This window comes from Polaromonas glacialis (genome assembly GCF_000709345.1).
GTDB classification, from domain to species: Bacteria; Pseudomonadota; Gammaproteobacteria; order Burkholderiales; family Burkholderiaceae_C; genus Polaromonas; species Polaromonas glacialis.
In genome coordinates this window covers 54,932-76,653 of record NZ_KL448326.1, presented here as the reverse complement: position 1 = coordinate 76,653, position 21,722 = coordinate 54,932, and the positions used below count along the sequence as shown (strand labels likewise).

Genomic DNA, 21,722 nt, shown 5'->3' with positions numbered 1-21,722 from the left:
ATTTACTGAAATAGCACCAAACGTTAAAATAGAGGTATTGGATTCCCTGGTCCAATGGACGTCGCGGTGGTGGCAGCTGCTGCGGTATTGGCTGCTTTCCAGCAGGAGGAGACGGGATGAAAACCTTGGTGGTGATGAACGAGAAAGGCGGCGTGGGCAAGACCACCCTGGTCGCGCATGCCAGCTGGTATTTCGCCGAACGCCACCGAACCCTGGCTATCGACCTGGACCAGCAGGCCAACCTCACCAGCACGCTGGGCGCGCAGGTGGGTAGCGTAGACAGCGTGGCGCTGTTTGCGCAAGTCACGCGGGTTCCCAGCCTGGGCGACTTGACGGTCACGCGCTCGACGCGCGACCTGCTGGGCGTTGAAAGCGTGGACCGTGCCTGCATCGAGACATTCCGGGACAGCTTGGGCTGCATGGGGGACGACTACGACGCGTGCGTGATCGACACCCCGCCGGCCTTGAGCAATCGCACCTTTGCCGCCTTGCTGGCCGCCGATGCGGTGCTGGCGCCCATCGGCATCAACGACTACTCCATCCAGGGCGTGGCCGAGCTGCTGCGGGCAATCAAGGGCGTGTGCAGCCACTATGGCCGCGCCGAGCCGCAGTTCCTGGGCCTGCTGCCCTCGATCTTTGACCGCAAGAGCCGCCGCGAGCGCGAGATGTTCGAGGACCTGGCCGGGCAGGTCGGCCAGTTGCTGTTTCCCGGCATTGTCGCCAAGCGCGACAGCTATGCGCGCGCGGCCAGCGAAGGCGCGCCGGTCTGGCGCCTCAAGGGCGCTTCGGCCAGGCAAGCCGGCCAGGAAATCCGCACTGTTTTTGGCGCCGTCCAAACCCTGATGGAGTTCAAGCCATGAGCCAACAATCTATCAAGACCGCCGCCGCCCAGCCGGCAACTCCCGCCAGGGCGCGCGCGACGTTTGCCGCCGCCTCGTTCGGCAACCTGCGCGCCGCCAGCGGGGAAGGGCGGGGCCAAGCCCTGCGCCTGCTGCTGGCCGACATCGACGAGGACCCGCACCAGCCCAGGACCGTCTTTGACGCGGACGCGCTGCAAAGCATGGCCGAGAGCGTCAAGGCGCATGGTGTGGTGCAGCCCATTGTCGTGCAGCCACCTGTGAACGGGCGCTACCTGCTGGTGTTTGGCGCGCGCCGCCTGCGTGCGTCGAAGCTGGCCGGCGTGGCCGACATTCCGGCTGTGGTGCGCCCCCGGGGCGCGGGGGACTTTGCCGCGCAGCTGATCGAGAACCAGCAGCGCGCCCATCTTTCGAACCGCGACCTGGCTGCCGCGATTGCCCGGCTGGCTCGGGAGGGCTCGACCAACAGGCAGATCGCCGCGATCTGCTCGCTCAAGGACTACCAGGTGGCGGCGTTCCGGCAGGTCGGGCATTTCCCGCCCGAGTTGGCCGCGCGCCTGGACACGGCCGACATCCGGGCGCTGTACGACCTGTTTCGCCAGTGGGGCAAGACACCCGCGCAGGTCATCGCCGGCTTGCCGGAGCCGGAAATTTTCCTCACGGTGACCGAGGCGCGGCGCATCATTGGCGCCATCACGGGCAAGCCAACCGGCTCGTTTGTGCTGGACCGGCCAGCGGCGGATGCAGGCAGCATTCCGCCGCCTCCACCACCACCACCACCACCGCCGGTCGGCGATCCCGTCACGCCGGCGCCGGTGCAAGACCCGCCAGCGGCCCCGATGGTGCCGCCTGTCCAGGAGCCGCCGCCGGAAGCGCTGCTGGCCGCGCCCGCGTTTGACCCGGCGTCCCCGGCCCTGCAGCGGGCCGAGGCGCCCAGGACCGGCGAGCCCGTGTTCATCGTTGACCTGGGGGAGGGCCGGACGGGCCGCCTGGTCGTGCACCGGCGCGCCGCGCGCGAGGGCTGGGCGCTGGTGGCCTGCACCACCGGGAGGGAGAAGGCCGTGGTGGAAGTGGAAATGGAAATGGAGGTAGAGGTGACGCGGTTGCGCATTGTCCGCATCGCGTAGCACGCGCAAGGACGTTGATTTCTTCGTCGCGGGAGGTGCCGACATGGACCAGGAACTGGAAGACTTGCGCCGCCTGGTGGACTGCCGGGCGGTGCTGGAGCACGCCGGCTGGACGCTGGACGCGCGCCAAAGCAGTGTCAACTGTGCCAAGTACCGGGGCGGCCAAGCGCAAATCGTCATCGTTACGCACCAGGGCCAGGGCTGGTTCGATCCCTTGAGCGATGCGCGCGGCGACGTGTTCGCCCTGGCGCAGTACCTGTGGGGCGGAACGCTGGGGCATGCCAGGCGCGCACTGCGCCCGCTGGCGGGCATCGCGCCGGTAATGCGCCCCGAACTGCACCCGGGCCAACACCCGCCCGCGCCGGTCGACGCGCCCAAGGTCTGGGCGCAGGCCAAGCAGCTGGTGGCCGGCTCGCAAGGCTGGGTTTATCTCACCGAGCAACGCGGCTTGCCTGCGGCTACCTTGAACCGGGCCGTGCAGGCCGAGGTGCTGCGCGAAGGTATTTACGGCACGGTGTGGGCGCTGCACCGGACCGCCCAGGACGCGCCGTGCGGCTGGGAGATGCGCGGGCCGCACTACAAAGGCTTTTGCCGGGGCGGGGGCAAGGCGCTGTTCTGGCTGGGCGCGCTGGCCAACGCCCGGCGCGTGGCGGTAGCGGAAAGCGCGATTGACGCGCTGAGCCTGGGCACGCTGGAGGACTGGCCGCCAGGCACGGCGTACCTCTCGACCGGCGGCGGCTTTGGAAGCAGGACCGCCGAGGTGATTCGCGCCTTGGTGCCGCCCGGTTCGCGCTTGGTCGCAGCGACCGACCAGGACCCGGGTGGCGAGTTGCTGGCCGAGCGGTTGCGCGGCATTGCCCGGGCGAGCTGCGCTGGGTTCGGGCGGTTGCGGCCGAAGGCGAAGGACTGGAATGCGCAGCTGAAGGGAGAGTGAGGGGAGAGTAATACCAATCCCGTGTCATGAAATAACCGAAGCCGAAGGCAGCACTGCCCAGCTGCGGGAGCACAAAGAGCGGATGGCGCCAGGGATTTGCGTGAAGGCATTCCAGGCGTCGCAGCAGGCGTCAACAATCTGCTCGTAGCCGTCGTAGCAGCGGTTGGCCAAGTGCCGGTCGCGCAGTTGCGCCCACACCTGCTCGGCCGGGTTGAGCTCGGGCGACCCCGCTGGCAGCGGCAACAAGGAAACGTTGGGGAACTGCGGCAGTTTGAGCGTGGTGTGCCATCCCGCCCGGTCCAGCACCAGCACGGCGTGGCGCCCCGCAGGCACCGCCTCGCTCAGGGCCTGCAGGTGGTGGGCCATCGCCTCGGTATTGGCGTGCGGCATGACCAGACCGACGGCACTATCCTGCTGTGGACAGACGGCGCCAAAGATATAGGCCGACTCGGACTGCTGCTGGCGCACCACCCGGGGCCGCGTTCCCTTGCGCGCCCACAGGCGCGTTTGCGTGCCGCGCTGGCCGATGCGCATTTCATCCTGAAACCAGATGTGTACCTGCTCAGGCGCAATGCCTGGCGGCAGCGTTTGCAGGACTTTTGGGGCGAAGTTATTTTTTGAATTCGGCTTGTGCAACCGGATCGGCATAGGGCTTGAGGGCGCGTGCCGAAATCCATACCATGCCCAAGCGCTTCATCAGGTCATACACACCGTTCAGGCTGTAGGCCACGCCAAACTGCCGGGTCAGTAACTGGCGTATGTCTTCACCGCGCACCCGACCGCCGCCGCGTTCGCCCTACAGTTGCTCGACCGCCTGGCGAAACGCTTCCTCCTGTGCTTTGGCAAGGCGCTTGCCGTGCTCCAGTCGTGCGGCAGACCGGCCAGACGGGCCACGCCGCCAGCGCTAAACCACTGCACCCAGCGCATGACGGCGTGGCGGGTCACGCGCAGTGCAGCGGCCACTTCGGTATAGCTCTTGCCGTCCTTGAGGTGCGCCAGAGCAATCAGGCGCAGTCGCCGGCGCCCATCCTTTTCCTTGTGGGCCAGTCGGTCGAAATCATAGGGCTGCAGCTGATCAATGATGTGCTGAGATGACATTTTCGTAATCTCCTGCGAGAGCCAAGACTGCTCTGACTCCGATCGCTGGCTTTGGTTCTCTATATCTTGGGATTGGTATAAGGGCAAGTAGGCCCGGCGAAGGCTTGCACAGTGCAAGCGTTGTGCGTCCCCTGATTTTTCCTTTTCGCCTGCCCAGTTCGGCGCTCAGCCATAGGGGAACGTGCGTGAGAAGGGACTAGGGCAGGATATGTTTGGTGGTAGCAGGTTTAAAACTTGGAGGATTTATGCCGGTAAAACCTGGACACAAGATGCTTGGCGTTTACGTGGACGCAGCCCTTGCTGAGCAGTTCCTGGCCATGGCGCGTCAGATGGACGGCGGCGCTTCAGGCGCGCTGCGCCGGCTGATTGCGCAGGCGGTCGAGCAGGAAGGTCAAGCCCAAGGCTTGCACAGTGCAAGCGCGCAAGAAGCCATTGCTCCGCGCGGTGTGGGCCGGGGCGAGCAGGTCGGCGTGCGATTGAAAGCGACCGAGCGACAAGCGCTCGCCGAAGCGGCGCGTCTGCAGGGCACGAGCCCGGCGAACTGGCTACGTTCACTGGCGCTGGTTCACCTGGCGCGCCGGCCGCAGTGGAACCCGGATGAACTGGAAGCCTTGCGCGCGCTGTTCGGCGAACTGCGCGCCATCGGCAACAACGTCAACCAGATGGCGCACGCGCTCAACATCGCGGTCACGACCGGCGACTATCCGCCCGAACAAGGCACTGCAGCCCAGCAGGCGGCCGAGCGCATCCGGCTGGAGATGCGGCGCGTGGCGGCCGTCATCACGGGCAATTTTGACTACTGGGGCCTGCCCGACGCCGATCGTCCGAAAGCCGCGCCCGGAGCGCTTCAGCGTGAAAAAGCACAGGAAAGGGCCATGGAGACCGCACGCAAGCTGCGACCGAGGCGGCGCCCGGCACGCTTTGCGGGCGATGATGATTATTAAAAACGCCCTTTGGGAAAATGGCACTTACTTTGGCTGTTTGGCATTGAGCGACGGGCGTAAGTGCTTGAATGCAAAGGCTATTCACCTTTCGTGCAAAAATTCAGCAACGCTCAGGCAGGTATCCAAACCGTTGAATTGCATGTTGCGAAGCGGCAACAAAACAAGGGTTTTCCATGTGATTTGATTTCATTTTGCGCCGCACCATGAAAAAGCATTCACTGCTTTTTGAACATGCCCCCAGTTCATCTAATCAGTCAAGTAAATCCTATGCGTACTGATGACGGCCCGGCTTGCATCTTTTCAACGGATTTCGTTAACGATGCTTCCACGATGCAGAGCCATGCATCGTTTAAAGGGGAGGTCGCCGACGACGGTAATTTCGAAGTGTGTGCCTGTATGCTGACAAGAGTCGATTTCAAATGGTTGATGGCCGGTCAAGGGTGGTGGATTGACCCCCATCGCTTGGAGCACGACTGCCTGTACGCCGAAGAGGTGCTGAGTTTTGCGCTGGCATCGCCATCTCTCGTCTTGCGTGCATGCGCGGCTTCGCTACAGATGCAACTCAGGTGCCCGGTTTCTCATTGACTGGCGGCCCTGGCTCACCAAGCGGCTGCTTGCAGGCGTGACTTCGAACAGGAAACTATCGTGGATACCAACTCGACATCACACGGTCTGGAGCGTTTTGTGGAGGCGCAAGACCGGATCTATGCGGCGGTCAAGGAAGAGCTCGCGGCGGGCAACAAGACCAGCCATTGGATGTGTTTCGTTTTTCCGCAGCTCAAGGCCCTGGGACGAAGCAGCATGGCCAAACATTTCGGCATCGAATCCGGAGGTGAAGCGCTTGCTTATTGGCAGCACCCCGTCCTCGGCAAGCGTCTGAAGGAATGCACGGAACTGGTTTTGGCTGCTGGTGGCAAGACGGTCCACGAAATTTTTGGCTCGCCCGATGACCTCAAGTTCAGGTCATGCATGACGCTTTTTGCGCAGGTCGCCCCGGAGGAGCCGGTCTTCAGCCAAGCGTTGGAACACTTTTTTGACGGGAAGCCTGACACAATGACGCTCAGTTTGCTTCAGCCGGTTGCGGAGCATTGAGCTATTGGAGGCTTAAATCAGCGAAAGCAAAAGCGTTTGTTTCTTGGTCAACGCTGCAGGGCTGTCGAAACCCGCAATGGCACTTCCTTAAAGGGCTGTGGTGAACATTACTATGTTTGGGTGGTTTTCGCGATTCATCGGTAAAAGGGTGACTCTACTTTGCATTTGCTCCAAATTCCCAACGCCGTAGCTGCAGCTTGGCTACTGTTCGTCGGGAAAATGGCTGTTACTGGCAATGGCTATAAATGAAGCGTTTCGACTCATTGCACCATCTGACCAAACGGGCGCACTATTTTGGCGTGCAGCAGCCGCACACTGTGGCCCAGCGAGCGCAACTCACGCGCCCAGTAGTGAGCGCCACCACACGCTTCAATGGCGATCAGGCACGCTGGTTTGTTTGCAAAGCGCTCCAGTACCTTGGCCCGTTTGAGCTGAACGTTGACGATCTCGCCCGTGTTCATCTCCACCGTATGCATCTGAAACACCTGCTTGGCAATATCCAGACCGACCACCTGCAGGCCGTTCATGGTGCCGATCACTTGTCCCGCGTTCATACCCGTATTACGATTCATGATGGATCCTCTGTGGTGTTTGTGAAGACCGTGGTCTATCACGCCTTGGGCACTTTGATGCCGTATCCATCAGAGGATCCGCCTCGGCAGCGAGGCTTTTCTTCCTGAGCTTTTCTTCCTGATTAACGGCTACTCAATCTCAGGGCTCCAGTTTTCTTCCCTTTTAAAAAGGGGAGGCATCCATAGCATCTGGCATGACAACGGGAAACCCTGGCAATGGTTGAAGCCCGGGTGCAGCGCGCGATTGCCTTTCAAACACCTCCGGATTGCCGGTTGCTGCAGATCCATAACGACACCAGCCTTGACGCAGCGGGATTGAACCTTGTGCAATCTCTCAACCGCTTGGAAAAATGGCCGTCAGCAGTTTGGGTATGTACGCAAGCGCTGAATTGATCCGTTCTTCGGCAATACGCCCAGCATCGCATGAGAACCCCCCGCTTCATCAGTTTTTGTGGCTGGCTATGACTGATCGCAGGGATTGAATCGGCCGGGCCGACTTCATGGTCAGGAGCGACCGGGCGATCCAAAGCCACTGGAAGCCGGTGTGCTGCGCGTTTGCTTTTTGCTGGTGGCACGCTGTCTCGCAAGCCGGCACAGGCGAATCATCCATGAAACTGGCGGATACGCCGACAACGCTATCCAAGCAGAGGAAAAAACCAGCACCGCGCTGCCGTGCTGGCCGCGCAGTTCAAGCGTCTGCCGTCGTTCCTGCCAGGAATCCTGGATAAATCGTGCCTGCCACCTGGCGAATATGCCTGAGCAGCAGCTGGGCCCCTGGAGACAGTTCATGGTCGGCTCGCGTGATGATGCCGAAGTTGTCCATGCTGCAGCGCAGGTCGAAGGGCAAGATGGCCAACTCGCCTGACTCAACGTAGTACTGGGCAATCTCCATCGGCATGACATGCAGGAAGTCTGTTTGCTGCAGCAGGCTTTTGATCACCGACATGGCGGTGGTTTCCACCACGTTGGTCGGCGCCTCCAGGCGGCTGCGGTGAAAGACCATGTCGAACTGGTGACGCAAGATGCTCCCCCTGGGCGACAGGATCCAGCCTGCGCAGGCCAGTTCACGCAAGCTGATGTCCGGGCGCTGCAGCAGAGGATGGCCGATCCGCGCCACCGCGCAGTCGGTTTCCTTGGACAGGTCTTCGTAGCGCAGGCTCAATTGATCTTCCTGCGTCTGAATGCGGGCGATCAAGAAGTCGAGCTGGCCTTTTTTGAAGCGCTCCATCAGTACCGCGCTGGTGCCCACGTCAACGCCGATCGTCAACTGCGGCGCTTCCGACTTGGCGCTGGCAATGGCCCGGGGCACCAGGGTCATGGACGCGGTGATGATGACGCCCACATCGGCCTGGCCGCTCAGCCCGGCCTGCAGCGCGGTGATGGCATTCTCGCCTTGCGACAGCTTGTCCAGCGCCATCCGGACATGGCGCACCAGGGTCTCTCCGCAGGCGGTCGGCTGCATGCCTCTTGGCAGGCGCTCGAAAAAGGCAACGCCAAACGACTCCTCCATGTCCTTGAGCATCTTGGAGGCGGCCGGCTGGCTCATGCTCGTCGCCTGGGCCGCCCGGTGCAGGTTGCGCGTCCCATCGAGCGCCATCAGCAACTCCATCTGGCGAATCTTGAATTTGGGACGGGGAGCGGTCATCTGGCGATCATTCCTGTCGAACATTGATATTAATAAGTGTATCAATGACGCGTATTTATTCATTGGATATATATGAACAAACGCCCTACCATAACGCAACTTTTCACCACTTTGCCTTGAAAGACGCCCGATGTCCGACTCTCCAAAACGCCCCTTGCGGTCTGCTGCATGGTTTGGCAGCGCTGACAAAAACGGCTTCATGTACCGCAGCTGGATGAAGAACCAGGGCATCCCGGACCATGAATTCCAGGGCAAGCCGATCATCGGCATCTGCAACACCTGGTCGGAGCTGACGCCGTGCAATGCCCACTTCCGCAAGATTGCCGAGCATGTCAAGCGCGGCATCTCCGAGGCCGGCGGCTTTCCGGTCGAGTTTCCGGTGTTTTCCAACGGCGAATCCAACCTGCGGCCCACCGCCATGCTCACGCGCAACCTGACCAGCATGGATGTGGAGGAGTCGATTCGAGGCAACCCGATGGATGCGGTCGTGCTGCTGGTCGGCTGCGACAAGACCACGCCGGCGCTGCTGATGGGCGCAGCCAGCTGCGACATTCCGACCATCGTCGTTACCGGCGGCCCGATGCTCAACGGCAAGCACGAAGGCCGCAACATTGGCTCTGGCACCGTGGTATGGCAGCTGCATGAGGCCGTGAAGGCCGGAAAGATCACGCTGAACCAGTTCATGTCGGCCGAAGCGGGCATGTCGCGCTCGGCCGGCACCTGCAACACCATGGGCACCGCCTCGACCATGGCCTGCATGGCCGAGGCGCTGGGCACCTCGCTGCCGCACAATGCAGCGATTCCGGCGGTCGATGCGCGGCGCTACGTGCTGGCGCATATGTCGGGCATGCGCATCGTGGACATGGTGTGGGAAGACCTGAAGCTGTCCAAGGTGCTGACGCGCCAGGCCTTTGAAAACGCCATCCGGGTCAATGCGGCCATTGGCGGCTCGACCAACGCGGTGATCCACCTCAAGGCGATTGCCGGACGCATCGGCGTGCCGCTGGCACTGGAAGACTGGACCGAGATCGGCAAAGGAACCCCGACGCTGGTGGACCTGCAACCATCGGGCCGCTTCCTGATGGAGGAGTTCTACTATGCCGGCGGCCTGCCGGGTGTGCTGCGGCGCATGGGCGAAGGCGGCCTGCTGCCGCACAAGGAGGCGCTGACGGTCAACGGCAAGTCAATCTGGGACAACGTGCTGGACGCGCCGATCTACAACGACGAGGTCATCCGCACGCTGGACAACCCGCTGGTCGCCGACGGCAGCATGTGCATCCTGCGCGGCAACCTGGCGCCGCGCGGCGCGGTGCTCAAGCCTTCCGCCGCAACGCCCGCCCTGATGAAGCACCGGGGCCGGGCGGTGGTGTTCGAGGATTTCGACCATTACAAGGCGCGCATCAGCGACCCGGACCTGGATGTCAATGCCAACTCGGTGATGGTGCTGAAGAACTGCGGCCCCAAGGGCTACCCCGGCATGGCCGAGGTTGGCAACATGGGCCTGCCGCCCAAGCTGCTGGCCCAGGGCATCACCGACATGGTGCGCATCTCGGACGCCCGCATGAGCGGCACGGCCTACGGCACGGTGGTGCTGCATGTGGCGCCCGAAGCGGCCGCCGGCGGACCGCTGGCCATCGTGCGCGATGGCGACTGGATTGCGCTGGACAGCCATGCCGGCAAGCTCGACCTGGAGGTCAGCGATGCCGAGATTGCCCAGCGCCATGCAGAGCGCGAGACCGCGCAAGCCCAGACGCCGGCGACACCCAAGAGCGGCTACCAGCAGCTCTACATCGACCGTGTGCTGCAGGCCGATGAAGGCTGCGATTTCGATTTCCTGGTCGGCTGCCGCGGCGCTGAAGTGCCCCGGCATTCGCACTGACCGCCGGCACTGTGGACCCACTGACTCATCACCCCATGACCTCATCAATGCAAGCCCGCTACCGGGGCGTTTTTCCGGTGGTTCCCACTACTTTCTTCGAAAACGGCGAACTGGATCTGGCCAGCCAGAAGCGCTGTGTCGATTTCATGATCGATGCTGGCTCCAATGGCCTGTGCATCCTGGCGAACTTCTCCGAGCAGTTTTTGCTTTCAGATGACGAACGCGAGGTGCTGACCGCCGCCATCCTCAAGCACGTCGCCGGCCGGGTGCCGGTGATCGTCACCACCACGCATTTCAGCACCCGGGTCTGTGCCCAACGCAGCCGCCGGGCGCAGGACCTGGGCGCGGCCATGGTGATGGTCATGCCGCCCTACCACGGCGCCACCTTCCGGGTTTCCGAGGACAAGATTCATGCGTTCTATGCCGGCGTGTCCGACGCACTCGACATTCCCATCATGGTCCAGGACGCGCCGGCCAGCGGAACGCCCTTGTCGGCCGCGTTTCTGGCCCGCATGGCGCAGGAGATCGAGCAGGTAGCGTATTTCAAGATCGAGACCGCCGGCGCCGCGTCCAAATTGCGCGAGCTGATCCGCCTGGGTGGCAATGCCATCGAAGGCCCCTGGGATGGCGAGGAAGCCATTACCCTGCTGCCCGATCTGGACGCTGGGGCCACCGGCGCCATGACCGGCGGCGGCTATCCCGACGGCATCCGGCTGATCGTCGATGCCCATGCCGCCGGCCAGCGCGCCAAAGCCATTGACCTGTACCAGCAGTGGCTGCCGCTGATCAACTATGAAAACCGCCAGGGCGGCATCCTGAGCGCCAAGGCCCTGATGAAAGAAGGCGGTGTGATTGCCTGCGAGGCACCGCGCCACCCGTGGCCCGACATGCATCCTGAAGTGCGCAAGAGACTGATAGAGGCGGCACAACGCCTGAACCCCCTGGTGTTGCGTTGGGGTAAATAGGGAAAGTCCTGACGCGACGCCACGGCGCATGCGTCAACAATCAAAGTTGTCATACAAATTACACCTTGCTGTCACAGGACCAACCGATGCCCTTCAAAAAATTGCTGATCAGCCTGACCCTTCCGCTGGTGACAACCCTTGCGTTGGCCCAGGCGCCTGACAAGGCGACCTACCCAAACCTGAAGGAAGGCGATTACATCGTCAAGGACTTCAAATTCCACACTGGCGAAGTTTTTTCTGCGCTGAAAATCCATTACACAACCCTTGGCAACCCGGACGGTGAGCCGGTGCTGGTGCTGCACGGCACCGCAGGCTCGGGCACGGCAATGATCAACCCGGCTTTTGCCGGCGAGCTGTTGGGGCCGGGCCAGCCGCTGGATGCGGCCAAGTATTTCATCATCCTTCCCGACGCCATCGGCACCGGCAAAAGCAGCAAGCCGTCAGACGGGCTGCGTGCCAAATTCCCGCGCTATAACTACGACGACATGGTGGCCGCGCAGCATGCGCTGGTGCGCGATCACCTGGGGCTCAAGCGTCTGCGCCTGGTGATTGGCAACTCGATGGGAGGCATGCAGACCTGGATCTGGGCGCAAAAATACCCCATGATGGACGTTGCCGTGCCCATGGCTTCTCTGCCTGTCGAAATGTCGGGCCGCAACTGGATGCTGCGCCGCCTGATTGTCGATTCCATCCGCCGCGACCCGGAATGGATGGAGGGCAACTACACCGTTCAGCCCAAAAGCGCATCGTTCGCATCCACCTATTTCGCCATTGCCACCAATGGCGGCAACCAGGCGCTGTTCAAGGCAGCCCCGACCCGCGAGCGGGCCGATGCCTTTCTCGATGCCCGCCTGAACGCCAAATTTACCGGCGACGCCAACGACCTGCTTTTCCAGTGGGACTCGTCGGCGGACTACAACCCCAGCGCCGGTCTGGAAAAAATAACGGCTACCGTGCTGGCCATCAATTCGGCGGACGATGAGCGCAATCCGCCCGAGCTCGGGGTGCTGGACAAGGAGATCAAGCGCGTCAAGCAGGGGCGCGTGTTCTTGATTCCTGCCAGCGAACGCACTGCCGGACACGGCACGACAGGGCAGGCCCGTTTTTGGAAGGGCGAGCTGGCGCAACTGCTGCAAACCGCCCCCCGACTGATACAGGCTCCCTGAGCCGGAACCCGATAATTTTTCCAGGAAACACCATGTCCCAGACTTCTTCTCCCCAAGGCGGGTCCTGCAACATTGTCATCACCGGCGGCGCCGGTTTTCTGGGCGTGCGCCTGGCGCGCGCCCTGCTGGCGCAAGCCCAGTTGTCCGTGGCGGGCGGCCCGGCCCGTCCGATCACGCGCCTGACCCTGGTGGACCGCGCACTGCCGCCCGACGACCTGATGGCCGACCCGCGCGTGGCTGCGCTGACCGGCGACCTCAACGCACTGTTGGCGCCCGGCGCAGCAACGCCGGTCGTGGAGGCGCAGACCGACGTGGTGTTCCACCTAGCCGCAGCCGTCAGCGGTGAGTGCGAAGCCGACTTCGACCTCGGCATGCGCAGCAACTTTGCCGCGACGCTGGCCCTGCTGGAAGCATGCCGTGCCCTGAAGACCCGGCCCATGGTGGTGTTTGCCAGTTCCTTGGCGGTCTTTGGCCATGCCCCCGGCCTGCCGCTGCCACCGGTGATCGAGGACAGCACGCTGCCCACGCCGCAAAGCAGCTACGGCATCCAGAAATTCATGGGCGAGCAACTGGTGGCGGACTTCAGCCGCAAAGGCTTCATCCAGGGCCGCAGCGTTCGCCTGATGACCGTGAGCGTACGGCCAGGCCTGCCCAATGGCGCGGCGTCGAGCTTCCTGAGCGGCATGCTGCGCGAGCCCCTGGCCGGGGTGCGGGCGACCTGCCCGGTGCCGCCCGATACCCCGGTAGCCTTGTCTTCGCCCGAGCGCACCATCGCCGGGCTGGTCTGCGCCGCGCAGACCAGCGACCCGGCCTGGGGGCCGCGCACGGCCCTGACGCTGCCCGCGCTCACCACGACACCGGCCGACATGGCCGCCGCCCTGGCGCGCGTGGCCGGGCCGCAGGTCGCCGCGCTGATCGACTGGACGCCCGATGCGGCGATCTACAACATCGTCAAGACCTGGCCGGCCCGCATCGACGCCGTGCGGGCGCGTGGTCTGGGTTTGCTGCCCGACACCTGTTTTGAAGACATTGTGTCGGCCTACATCAGGGAAAACACTGATGCCTTAAAGCCGCCGGCGCGATAAAAATCCATCAACCCAAAGTTGTCATACAACTTTTATGATTTAAAACGAAGGAGACATCAGATGAAATTGAGCAAACTGTTTATTGGCCTGTCATTCGCTGTCGGCCTGGTGGCGACCGCCGCCGCGCAGACCAGCATGAAGATCAATATTTCCATCGCGCAGAATTCGCACCAGGGCGTGGCCATCGACACCTTCGCCAAGGAAGTCGAAAAGAACACCGCCGGGCGCTACAAGATCCAGCCGTTCTACAACGCATCCTTGGGCAGCGAGCGCGAATCCATCGAGTCGGTCCAGCTAGGCACGCAGGAACTGACCTTCACCTCGTCCGGCCCGGTGCCCAACTTTGTGCCCGAAACCAAGATCCTGGACATTCCCTTCCTGTTCCGCGACAAGGCCCATGCCCGCGCCGTGCTCGATGGCCCTATTGGCCAGGACATGCTGGCCAAGTTTGACTCCAAGGGCTTCAAGGCGCTGGCCTGGGGCGAAAACGGCATGCGCAATGTGACCAACAACAAGCGCGCCATCAACACGCCCGAGGACCTCAAGGGCCTGAAGCTGCGTACCATGGAAAACCCGGTGCACGTCGCTGCCTACAAGGGCCTGGGCATCGTGACCACGCCGATGGCCATGGCCGAAGTCTTCACCGCGCTGCAGCAAGGCACTGTCGACGGCCAGGAAAACCCGTTGTCGGTGATCATGGCGGCCAAGCTCGACCAGGTGCAAAAGCATGTGTCCCTCACCGGCCACGTCTATTCGCCCGCCATCTTCCTGATGAACAAGGAGGCCTTTGGCAAGCTCGCACCGGCGGACCAGAAGGTGTTTCTGGATGCGGCCAAGACCGCCGTGGCCGCCAACCGCGCCCGTGTCGATGCGGATGACGCCATGGGCGTGACCTACCTGCGCGGCAAGGGAATGACCGTGACCGAGAACCTGGACAAGTCCAAGTTCGTCGCGGCGCTCGGGCCGGTCTATGCCGACTTCGAGAAGCAGTTCGGCAAGGCCAACATGGACCGGATCCGCAACACCAAGTAACTCGCTTCCTGCGACGCCAAACGCCCGACGGCTTAGCACGCTCGGGCGTTTTTTTAACTTCGATTTCAAGCGGAGAATGCGATGAAAGATAAATTTCTGCGCCTGGAGCACTGGACCAGCCACTTTTCGCTGGTCACGGCCTGCCTCATGCTGGTGGTGTCCGCCAGCCTGGGCATGCTTCAGATCATCACCCGCTTCGTGCTGGAAACTCCGGCCGAATGGAGCGAGGTGCTGATCCGCTTCAGCCTGATCTGGATGGTGTTCATGGGCATTCCCATGGCCTTCCGTCAAGGCGCCATGGTCAGCGTGGACGTGCTCTACCGCTGGAGTCCGCCGCAGATACGCCGCATTCTGGACTGGGTGGTCTGCCTGGCCGCACTGGCGCTGATTCTGGTCATCATCTGGTGGGGCTGGGACTACACCCTGCGCGGCCGGGTGCAGTCCATGGCCGGGCTGGAGTCGATCTCGATGTTCTGGGCCTACCTCGCCATGCCCGTGGGCGGCGTGTTCAGTGTCCTCAGCATTATTGGAAACCTGCTGGACCCCCAGCGCCTTGAACTGGAAACCGCCCAATGACCCTCACCATGCTTGTCACCATGGTGCTGTGCTTTGCACTCACCGTTTCGGTGGCCGTGTCCATCGGACTGTCCGCCATCCTGGGCATCCAGGTGGCCGACGTCAACATGCTCATCTCGGTCAAGGAGATGTTCAACTCGATCAACAAGTTTCCGCTGGCCGCCATCCCGTTCTTCATCCTGGCGGGCAATGTGATGGAAACCGGCGGCATCTCGCGACGCCTGGTCGAGTTTGCCAAGAGCCTGGTCGGCGGCGTGCAAGGCGGCTTGCCCATGACCTGCGTGCTGACCTGCATGATCTTTGCGGCAGTGTCGGGCTCGTCGGTCGCCACCACCTTTGCGATTGGCACCATCTTGATTCCGGCGCTCATCAAGCACGGTTATCCGGTCACCTGGGCCGCTTCGCTGCAAGCCACCAGCGCCGAGCTGGGCGTGATCATTCCGCCTTCCATTCCCTTGATTCTGTATGGCGTGAGCGCTGAAGTCTCGATTGGCGAGTTGTTCATCGCCGGTTTTGGCCCGGGCCTGTTCATCAGCGGCGCGCTGATGCTGTTCGTCTGGCTGTACTGCAAGCGCAAGGGCTGGGGCAAGAACGACGGTGACGGCCGCCTGTCGGTCGGCAAAGCCACGCTCAATGCCGGTTGGGCGCTGCTGATGCCGGTCATCATCCTGGGCGGAATCTACGGCGGCGTGTTCACGCCCACTGAAGCGTCTGCGGTGGCGGTGTTTTATGCCTTGGTCGTCGGCATGGTGATCCACCGCGAAATCAGGTTCGCTGATCTTTACACCATCTTGCGCAAGTCGGTGCTGTCGTCGGCTGTGATCATGTTCATCATTGCCAACGCGGGCCTGTTTGCGTTCATGATCACCCGCGCCGGCGTGCCCGAGATGATCGGCCTGTGGCTGCAGGATGTGCTCAAGAGCCCGGCGTATTTCCTGCTGGGCGTCAATGCGGCGCTGTTCCTGATCGGCATGTTCATCGAGACCGGCGCGGCCATCATCGTGCTGGCGCCGATCCTGGTTCCCGTCGCCATTCACTTCGGCATTGATCCGGTGCATTTCGGCCTGGTCATGGTGGTGAACCTGGCGCTGGGCATGATCACGCCGCCCTTCGGCGTGAACCTGTTTGCCGCCTGCACGGTGGCGCGAATATCGCTGGACCGGATGATCAAGGACCTGATCCCCTTCGTGCTGGTGATCCTGGCCTGCCTGATGGTGATTTCCTACGTGCCGGTCCTGTCGCTGGGATTGCGCGATCTGGTTTACGCCAAATAGTGCGCGACCTAATGCAACGCCAGCCCATGCCAGCCGCTTTCAAGCCTGCCACACCCGGCGCCTACCTGTCCGATCAGGTGGCCGATGCGATGGCGGCCGAGATCCGGGCGGGCCGGCTGGAGGCCGGCGACAAATTGCCGACAGAAGCCACGCTGGTGGAGCAGTTTTCGGTCAGCCGCACCGTGGTCAGGGAGGCCTTGTCACGGCTCAAGTCGCTCAGCCTGGTGGAGTCGCGACAAGGCAGCGGCGTGTATGTCAAGGAAATCGGTTTTTCGCCGCTGAACTTCGATGTCAAATCGTCCGTGTCACGGCAAGCGGTGATCCAGATGGTCGAGCTGCGCCGTGCCCTGGAGGCCGAGGTGGCGGCACTGGCCGCGCAGCGCCGCAACGAGGCGGACCTCAAGCGCATCCGCAAGTCGATCACGCTGCTGGACCAGGCGGTACGCGCCGGCGGCGACGGGGTGGATGAAGACGTGCAATACCACCGCGCGATTGCGGAGGCGGCACGCAACCCTTTTCTGATCAGCACGCTCGAATACCTGGGGCAGTTCTTGCGCGGCGCGACCCGCGTCACCCGGGCCAACGAGGCACGGCGCGCGGATTTTGCCCGCCAGGTGCTCGACGAGCATGCCCTGATCGTCAGCGCCATTGAAGCCGGCGATGCTGAAGCTGCACGCCGGGCGGCCACGTCCCACATGGACAACGCCATTGCCCGGATCGAACAGGCCGACCCGGCGTTCTGGCAGCAGACCGGGGTTGAACTGGCCAGCGCCCTGGTGGCGTCGAAGCCCAAGAGGCTGCCAGACTGAATCTGTACAAATGCCAATACGAATGGAGAATGACCAATGACAAGCAATGTAGGTTTGATCGGCCTGGGCGCCATGGGCAGCGGCATGGCCGGGTCCTTGCGCAGCCACGGCTGCAATGTTTATGTATTCGACGTGCGAAACCAAGCTGCACAAGCCTTTGTGGCGCAAGGGGGCGTGGCCTGCGAATCGCCCGCCGAACTGGCGGCGTATTGCGATGTAATCGTCTCGGTGGTGGTCAATGCCGCCCAGACGGAGGCGGTGCTGTTTGGCGACAAGGGCTGCGCCGCCGCGATGCGCCCAGGCAGCGTGTTCGTGATGTGCTCCACGGTGGACCCCGGCTGGTCGATCTCGATGGAAGCGCGTCTGGCTGAGCTGGGCATTTTGTATGTGGACGCGCCCATCTCCGGCGGCGCGGCCAAGGCCGCCAGCGGCCAGATGACCATGATGACCGCCGCCACGCCCGAGGCCTACGCCGCGGTGGGGCCGCTGCTCGATGCCATGGCCGCCAAGGTGTATCGCCTGGGCAACCAGGCCGGCGCAGGCAGCAAGGTCAAGATCATCAACCAGCTGCTGGCTGGCGTGCACATTGCCGCTGCGGCCGAGGCCATGGCGCTGGGCCTGCGCGAAGGCGTCGATGCCCATGCCTTGTACGAGGTGATCACCCACAGCGCCGGCAACAGCTGGATGTTCGAAAACCGCATGGCCCATGTGCTGGCCGGGGACTACACGCCGCTGTCAGCGGTGGACATCTTTGTCAAAGACCTCGGGCTGGTGCTCGATGTTGCCCGCGCCAGCAAGTTTCCGCTGCCCTTGTCCAGCACGGCGCACCAGATGTTCATGCAGGCATCGACCTCGGGTTTTGCGCGGGAGGACGACAGCGCGGTCATCAAGATATTTCCCGGCATCGAGCTGCCGCAAAAGCCATGAAAAAAATTCTTCTGGGCTGCATTGCCGACGACTTCACCGGGGCTACCGACCTGGCGAACAACCTGGTGCGCGCCGGCATGCGCGTTGTGCAGGCCATCGGCGTTCCGGCGCAGCCGCTCGCAGCCAGCGCCGATGCGGTGGTGGTGGCGCTCAAGTCGCGCACCGTGCCGGCTGACGAGGCGGTGGCCCAGTCGCTCGCCGCCCTGCGCTGGCTGCAGGCGCAGGGGGCGCAGCAGATTTATTTCAAATACTGCTCCACCTTTGACAGCACCGCCCAGGGCAACATCGGCCCGGTGGCCGAAGCCCTGATGGACGCGCTGGCGGACCAGCCGGGGAGCGACTTCACCATTGCCACGCCGGCGTTTCCGGACAACCAGCGCACCGTGTTCAAGGGTCACCTCTTCGTCGGCGATGTCCTGCTCAACGACAGCGGCATGCAGAACCATCCGCTCACGCCCATGGCGGATGCCAACCTGGTGCGCGTGCTGCAGGCGCAATGCCGGCGCAAGGTCGGGCTGATCGACCACCGCGTGGTGGCCCAGGGGCCGCAGGCCATCCAGGACCGCATCGGCCAGTTGCGCGCCGAGGGCGTCGGCCTGGCCGTGGTGGATGCTGTCTCGAATGACGACCTGATGTGCCTGGGACCGGCACTCAAGGGCATGCCGCTGGTGACGGCGGGGTCGGGCGTGGCCATCGGCCTGCCTGGGAATTTCGGTCTGGCCCCCTCTGGCACCGCCAGCGCCTTGCCCGTCGCTACGGGATTGCAGGCAGTAGTGTCGGGCAGCTGCTCACTCGCGACCAACCGGCAGGTCAAGGCCTTCATCGCCTCTGGCCGGCCGGCGCTGGCGCTCGACCCCCTGGCCCTGGCGGCGGATGAACCGGGCGCGGTGGCGCAGGCCCTGGACTGGGCGCGGCCCTTGCTGGGCGCCGGGCCGGTGCTGATTTATTCGTCGGCCGACTCCGCATCCGTCAAGTCGGTGCAGGCGCAACTCGGCGTGCAGGCCGCTGGCGAGTTGGTGGAGCGCGCGTTGGCCACCGTGGCGCGCGGCCTGGTCGGCCGTCTGGGCGTGCGACAGCTGGTGGTGGCCGGTGGCGAAACCTCCGGCGCCTGCGTACAGGCGCTAAACATCACACAGCTGCAGATCGGACCGCAGATTGATCCGGGCGTTCCCTGGTGCCATGCCCGCAGCGATGCCGCGCCCAATGGCGGATTGCACCTCACGCTGAAGTCGGGCAACTTCGGGAGTGACGACTTTTTCAGCAAAGCCTTGGCCCAACTGGCATGACCGAGTCCCAGGCCCGCGAAGAGATCTGCCGCGTCGGCCGCAGCCTGTTCGAGCGCGGCTATGTGCATGCCACGGCCGGCAACATCAGCATGCGCCTTGGTGATTCGGAAGGCGGCGGTTTCCTGATCACACCGACCGATGCCTGCCTGGGTTTTCTGGCGCCTTCCAGGCTGGCCAGGCTCGATGCCAATGCGCAGCAAACAAGCGGTGACAAGGCGAGCAAAACCCTCGCGCTGCACACCCGCATTTACCAGGCAGCGCGCGCCTACGATGCGCAAACCTGCTGCGTCATCCACACCCACAGCACGCACTGCGTGGGGCTGACCCTGCGCCCCCCGCTGGACAGGTTGCCCGAGCTGCTGCCTGCTATAACGCCTTACTTTGTCATGAAGGTAGGCCATGTTCCCGTCATTCCCTACCACCGTCCCGGCAACTCTGCGGCTGCGCAATGGGTGGCTGACACCATCCGTCGCTACGGTCAGGCAGGCACCCCGATTCGCGCCGTGATGCTGTCGCGCTTGGGTCCGAATGTGTGGCACGACTCGCCGGCCGCTGCCATGGCCACGCTGGAAGAGCTTGAAGAAACCGCCCGGCTGGTGTGCCTGAGCGCGACAGCGCCCGAGCCGCTAACCGAACCCCAAATCAACGAACTGCGCCAGACTTTTGGCGCCCGATGGTGAAACCTATGCCCCAATTTGCTGCCAACCTGTCCATGCTCTACCAGGAGCATGCGTTTCTGGACCGTTTCGAGGCCGCCGCCCAGGACGGCTTCAAGGCGGTTGAATTTCTGTTCCCGTATGCTTTTTCCAGCGAAGCCATTGCCGAGCGCCTGAAAGCCCATGGCTTGCAGCAGGTGCTGTTCAATGCACCGCCCGGCAACTGGGAGGCAGGCGAGCGCGGCATGGCCTGCCTGCCTGGCCGCGAAGCCGAATTCCGCACCGGCATGGGCGCAGCGCTGGCCTACGCAGCGGCGCTGGACTGCCCGCGCATTCACCTGATGGCCGGGCTGCTGCCCGCAGGCGCCACGCAGGCAGCGCTGTACCCGACCTACATCGCCAACCTGCGTTGGGCCGCCCGGGAAGCCGCGAAGGAAGGCCGGGACGTTTTGATCGAGCCCATCAATGCGCGCGACATACCGGGCTTTTACCTGAACCGCCAAGATGCTGCGCACCAGGTTCTGGCCGACGTGGGCGAGCCCAACCTGAAGGTGCAGATGGACTTGTACCACTGCCAGATTGTCGAAGGTGACCTGGCTATGAAGCTGCGCAAGTACCTGCCCACGGGCAAGGTGGGGCATATTCAGATCGCCGGTGTTCCCCAGCGCCATGAGCCGGACCTGGGGGAGATCAACCATGCATATTTGTTCGCCTTGCTCGATGAACTGGGCTACGCCGGATGGGTCGGCTGCGAATACCGGCCGGCCGACAGCCAGCTAGGCGGCACATCGGCTGGCCTGGGCTGGCTCAAGCCTTATCTGTCCCGCTGACATCCAGACTGAAAAATCAAAAAATTGAAATCGACCATGAAAGACACACAAGCCAAGCTCAACATCGGCTTTATCGGCCTGGGCATGATGGGCCGGGGCATGGCCCGGCATGTGCTAGCCGAAGGCCATGAGGTCGGCTTGCTGGTGCGCTCGAAGGAAGGCGAGGCGCGCTGCGCGGACCTGCTGGCAGCCGGTGCCCGCCCCCTGGCAACGCCCGCCGACATGGCCGCCATGGCCGATGTCCTGATCATCTGCGTCACCGGCTCGCCCGAGGTCGAGGACGTGGTGCTCGGCCCGCGCGGCGTGCTCAAAGGCGTCAAGCCGGGCTGTATCGTTGTGGACTGCTCGACCTCGCAGCCAGACTCCACGCGCCACCTGTGCGCCGCCATCGAGGCCAAGGGCGCCCGGTTTCTGGACGCGGCGCTGACTGGCACGCCCAAACATGCCGAAGACGGCCAGCTCAACCTGCTCGTGGGCGGCGACAAAGCGGTGCTGGAACAGGTCCGTCCGGTCTTTGCGTTGTTTGCCAAGAACATCTTTTATTGCGGCGAGGCAGGCGCCGGCCACACCACCAAGCTGTTGCACCAGTTCGTGGTACTGGGCAATTCGGCCATTCTTGCCGAAGCGTTTTCATGCGCGCGCAAAACCGGTGTCGATCTGGAGGTGTTGTGCGACGTGATTGATTCGGGCGGCGCCAACAGCACCGCCTTTCAGCGCCTGCGCCCCTATGTGCTGGAGGGCAACGACCAGATGTTCCGCTTCTCGATCGGCAATGCGCACAAGGACATGCGCTACTACGCCCGCATGACGGGCGAGGCCCGCGTGGTTTCGCACCTGGGCGATGCGGTGCACAACACCTACACCGTGGCCATCAACCAGGGCCACGCACCGCACTTCATTCCGCACCTGGTCAACAGCTTGAACACACTCAACTGCTCCGCACCAGAGCCGGCAAAAGGCTAGGCCTA

General features: G+C 63.3%; 23 protein-coding genes and 1 pseudogene. 19 read left to right on the top strand and 5 right to left on the bottom strand.

Features of this window, described 5'->3' with window-relative positions; all coding sequences use genetic code 11:
* Positions 1–116: 116 nt before the first annotated feature.
* The 3 genes from EC86_RS0123745 to EC86_RS0123735 are packed head-to-tail and all read left to right on the top strand — an operon-like array spanning position 117 to position 2,918.
* A complete protein-coding gene (locus EC86_RS0123745; protein ID WP_029528289.1) occupies positions 117–860 on the top strand; it encodes a ParA family protein in 744 nt (247 codons plus the stop codon).
* Positions 857–1,984, top strand: coding sequence for a ParB/RepB/Spo0J family partition protein (locus EC86_RS27320; RefSeq protein ID WP_051676324.1), 1,128 nt, complete (start codon positions 857–859; stop codon positions 1,982–1,984). Before EC86_RS0123745 ends, EC86_RS27320 begins: the two co-directional genes overlap by 4 nt.
* Positions 1,968–2,918, top strand: a complete 951-nt coding sequence (locus tag EC86_RS0123735) for a DUF3991 and TOPRIM domain-containing protein (protein ID WP_156955489.1) — start codon at positions 1,968–1,970, stop codon at positions 2,916–2,918. The genes EC86_RS27320 and EC86_RS0123735 overlap by 17 nt, the downstream gene beginning before the upstream one ends.
* A gap of 24 nt (positions 2,919–2,942) precedes the next feature.
* Here the strand turns inward: EC86_RS0123735 and EC86_RS0123730 are convergent, their stop codons facing one another.
* From EC86_RS0123730 to EC86_RS26640, 3 genes are read right to left on the bottom strand one after another with little or no spacing between them, the layout of a single operon-like run.
* Positions 2,943–3,554 (bottom strand): IS630 family transposase, encoded by a 612-nt coding sequence (locus tag EC86_RS0123730; protein WP_198026904.1) that lies wholly within the window; start codon positions 3,552–3,554, stop codon positions 2,943–2,945.
* Entirely contained in the window at positions 3,529–3,648 is a 120-nt protein-coding gene (locus tag EC86_RS30180) for a helix-turn-helix domain-containing protein (RefSeq protein WP_232230036.1), read from the bottom strand. Before EC86_RS30180 ends, EC86_RS0123730 begins: the two co-directional genes overlap by 26 nt.
* Before the next feature lie 14 nt (positions 3,649–3,662).
* Positions 3,663–4,016 (bottom strand): helix-turn-helix domain-containing protein, encoded by a 354-nt coding sequence (locus EC86_RS26640; RefSeq protein ID WP_232230035.1) that lies wholly within the window; start codon positions 4,014–4,016, stop codon positions 3,663–3,665.
* Positions 4,017–4,261: 245 nt separating this feature from the next.
* Between EC86_RS26640 and EC86_RS27315 the strand changes: the two genes are divergently transcribed.
* From EC86_RS27315 to EC86_RS0123710, 3 genes are all read left to right on the top strand, one after another.
* Positions 4,262–4,960, top strand: a complete 699-nt coding sequence (locus EC86_RS27315) for a plasmid mobilization protein (protein WP_084181727.1) — start codon at positions 4,262–4,264, stop codon at positions 4,958–4,960.
* A 267-nt stretch (positions 4,961–5,227) separates the two neighbouring features.
* A complete protein-coding gene (locus EC86_RS0123715; RefSeq protein ID WP_156955488.1) occupies positions 5,228–5,545 on the top strand; it encodes a hypothetical protein in 318 nt (105 codons plus the stop codon).
* 60 nt (positions 5,546–5,605) lie between these two features.
* Complete coding sequence (locus EC86_RS0123710) at positions 5,606–6,052, top strand: DUF1810 domain-containing protein (RefSeq protein ID WP_029528283.1); 447 nt, start codon at positions 5,606–5,608, stop codon at positions 6,050–6,052.
* Positions 6,053–6,330: 278 nt separating this feature from the next.
* Here EC86_RS0123710 and EC86_RS0123705 read toward each other — a convergent pair.
* Together EC86_RS0123705 and EC86_RS0123700 are read right to left on the bottom strand one after the other, a co-directional pair.
* A pseudogene (locus EC86_RS0123705) lies at positions 6,331–6,579 on the bottom strand (IS110 family transposase); the annotation flags it as partial.
* A 733-nt stretch (positions 6,580–7,312) separates the two neighbouring features.
* Entirely contained in the window at positions 7,313–8,269 is a 957-nt protein-coding gene (locus EC86_RS0123700) for a LysR family transcriptional regulator (RefSeq protein ID WP_051676341.1), read from the bottom strand.
* 130 nt (positions 8,270–8,399) lie between these two features.
* Between EC86_RS0123700 and EC86_RS0123695 the strand changes: the two genes are divergently transcribed.
* The 13 genes from EC86_RS0123695 (at position 8,400) to EC86_RS0123635 (ending at position 21,717) form a co-directional block, all read left to right on the top strand.
* Positions 8,400–10,148, top strand: coding sequence for an IlvD/Edd family dehydratase (locus EC86_RS0123695; protein WP_029528280.1), 1,749 nt, complete (start codon positions 8,400–8,402; stop codon positions 10,146–10,148).
* Between the two features lie 47 nt (positions 10,149–10,195).
* Complete coding sequence (locus EC86_RS0123690; RefSeq protein ID WP_029528279.1) at positions 10,196–11,113, top strand: dihydrodipicolinate synthase family protein; 918 nt, start codon at positions 10,196–10,198, stop codon at positions 11,111–11,113.
* A gap of 86 nt (positions 11,114–11,199) precedes the next feature.
* Positions 11,200–12,279, top strand: coding sequence for an alpha/beta fold hydrolase (locus EC86_RS0123685; RefSeq protein WP_029528278.1), 1,080 nt, complete (start codon positions 11,200–11,202; stop codon positions 12,277–12,279).
* Between the two features lie 32 nt (positions 12,280–12,311).
* Complete coding sequence (denD, locus tag EC86_RS0123680) at positions 12,312–13,364, top strand: D-erythronate dehydrogenase (RefSeq protein ID WP_029528277.1); 1,053 nt, start codon at positions 12,312–12,314, stop codon at positions 13,362–13,364.
* Positions 13,365–13,424: 60 nt separating this feature from the next.
* Positions 13,425–14,396 carry a TRAP transporter substrate-binding protein gene (locus tag EC86_RS0123675; RefSeq protein WP_029528276.1) on the top strand — a complete coding sequence of 324 codons (972 nt, stop codon included), beginning with the start codon at positions 13,425–13,427 and terminating at the stop codon, positions 14,394–14,396.
* 81 nt (positions 14,397–14,477) lie between these two features.
* Positions 14,478–14,972: a TRAP transporter small permease gene (locus EC86_RS0123670; protein ID WP_029528275.1), complete on the top strand. Its 495-nt coding sequence runs from the start codon at positions 14,478–14,480 to the stop codon at positions 14,970–14,972.
* A complete protein-coding gene (locus EC86_RS0123665) occupies positions 14,969–16,246 on the top strand; it encodes a TRAP transporter large permease (protein ID WP_029528274.1) in 1,278 nt (425 codons plus the stop codon). The genes EC86_RS0123670 and EC86_RS0123665 overlap by 4 nt, the downstream gene beginning before the upstream one ends.
* A 26-nt stretch (positions 16,247–16,272) precedes the next feature.
* Complete coding sequence (locus tag EC86_RS0123660) at positions 16,273–17,055, top strand: FadR/GntR family transcriptional regulator (RefSeq protein WP_029528273.1); 783 nt, start codon at positions 16,273–16,275, stop codon at positions 17,053–17,055.
* 36 nt (positions 17,056–17,091) lie between these two features.
* Entirely contained in the window at positions 17,092–17,982 is an 891-nt protein-coding gene (ltnD, locus tag EC86_RS0123655; RefSeq protein WP_029528272.1) for an L-threonate dehydrogenase, read from the top strand.
* Positions 17,979–19,268 (top strand): 3-oxo-tetronate kinase, encoded by a 1,290-nt coding sequence (gene otnK / locus EC86_RS0123650; protein WP_029528271.1) that lies wholly within the window; start codon positions 17,979–17,981, stop codon positions 19,266–19,268. The genes ltnD and otnK overlap by 4 nt, the downstream gene beginning before the upstream one ends.
* Positions 19,265–19,948 (top strand): class II aldolase/adducin family protein, encoded by a 684-nt coding sequence (locus tag EC86_RS0123645; protein WP_029528270.1) that lies wholly within the window; start codon positions 19,265–19,267, stop codon positions 19,946–19,948. Before otnK ends, EC86_RS0123645 begins: the two co-directional genes overlap by 4 nt.
* Positions 19,949–19,953: 5 nt before the next feature.
* Positions 19,954–20,754, top strand: a complete 801-nt coding sequence (gene otnI, locus EC86_RS0123640; protein WP_029528269.1) for a 2-oxo-tetronate isomerase — start codon at positions 19,954–19,956, stop codon at positions 20,752–20,754.
* Positions 20,755–20,790: 36 nt separating this feature from the next.
* Positions 20,791–21,717: an NAD(P)-dependent oxidoreductase gene (locus EC86_RS0123635; RefSeq protein WP_051676321.1), complete on the top strand. Its 927-nt coding sequence runs from the start codon at positions 20,791–20,793 to the stop codon at positions 21,715–21,717.
* The last annotated feature ends 5 nt before the right edge of the window (positions 21,718–21,722 follow it).

Excerpts from the sequence above, each read along its gene's own strand:
- EC86_RS0123745 (WP_029528289.1), top strand. The coding sequence starts at position 117 with ATGAAAACCTTGGTGGTGATGAACGAGAAAGGCGGCGTGGGCAAGACC.
- EC86_RS27320 (WP_051676324.1), top strand. The coding sequence starts at position 857 with ATGAGCCAACAATCTATCAAGACCGCCGCCGCCCAGCCGGCAACTCCC.
- EC86_RS26640 (WP_232230035.1), bottom strand. The coding sequence starts at position 4,016 with ATGTCATCTCAGCACATCATTGATCAGCTGCAGCCCTATGATTTCGAC.
- EC86_RS27315 (WP_084181727.1), top strand. The coding sequence starts at position 4,262 with ATGCCGGTAAAACCTGGACACAAGATGCTTGGCGTTTACGTGGACGCA.
- EC86_RS0123715 (WP_156955488.1), top strand. The coding sequence starts at position 5,228 with ATGCGTACTGATGACGGCCCGGCTTGCATCTTTTCAACGGATTTCGTT.
- EC86_RS0123700 (WP_051676341.1), bottom strand. The coding sequence starts at position 8,269 with ATGACCGCTCCCCGTCCCAAATTCAAGATTCGCCAGATGGAGTTGCTG.
- EC86_RS0123695 (WP_029528280.1), top strand. The coding sequence starts at position 8,400 with ATGTCCGACTCTCCAAAACGCCCCTTGCGGTCTGCTGCATGGTTTGGC.
- EC86_RS0123690 (WP_029528279.1), top strand. The coding sequence starts at position 10,196 with ATGCAAGCCCGCTACCGGGGCGTTTTTCCGGTGGTTCCCACTACTTTC.
- EC86_RS0123685 (WP_029528278.1), top strand. The coding sequence starts at position 11,200 with ATGCCCTTCAAAAAATTGCTGATCAGCCTGACCCTTCCGCTGGTGACA.
- denD (WP_029528277.1), top strand. The coding sequence starts at position 12,312 with ATGTCCCAGACTTCTTCTCCCCAAGGCGGGTCCTGCAACATTGTCATC.
- EC86_RS0123675 (WP_029528276.1), top strand. The coding sequence starts at position 13,425 with ATGAAATTGAGCAAACTGTTTATTGGCCTGTCATTCGCTGTCGGCCTG.
- EC86_RS0123670 (WP_029528275.1), top strand. The coding sequence starts at position 14,478 with ATGAAAGATAAATTTCTGCGCCTGGAGCACTGGACCAGCCACTTTTCG.
- EC86_RS0123665 (WP_029528274.1), top strand. The coding sequence starts at position 14,969 with ATGACCCTCACCATGCTTGTCACCATGGTGCTGTGCTTTGCACTCACC.
- EC86_RS0123660 (WP_029528273.1), top strand. The coding sequence starts at position 16,273 with ATGCCAGCCGCTTTCAAGCCTGCCACACCCGGCGCCTACCTGTCCGAT.
- ltnD (WP_029528272.1), top strand. The coding sequence starts at position 17,092 with ATGACAAGCAATGTAGGTTTGATCGGCCTGGGCGCCATGGGCAGCGGC.
- otnK (WP_029528271.1), top strand. The coding sequence starts at position 17,979 with ATGAAAAAAATTCTTCTGGGCTGCATTGCCGACGACTTCACCGGGGCT.
- EC86_RS0123645 (WP_029528270.1), top strand. The coding sequence starts at position 19,265 with ATGACCGAGTCCCAGGCCCGCGAAGAGATCTGCCGCGTCGGCCGCAGC.
- otnI (WP_029528269.1), top strand. The coding sequence starts at position 19,954 with ATGCCCCAATTTGCTGCCAACCTGTCCATGCTCTACCAGGAGCATGCG.
- EC86_RS0123635 (WP_051676321.1), top strand. The coding sequence starts at position 20,791 with ATGAAAGACACACAAGCCAAGCTCAACATCGGCTTTATCGGCCTGGGC.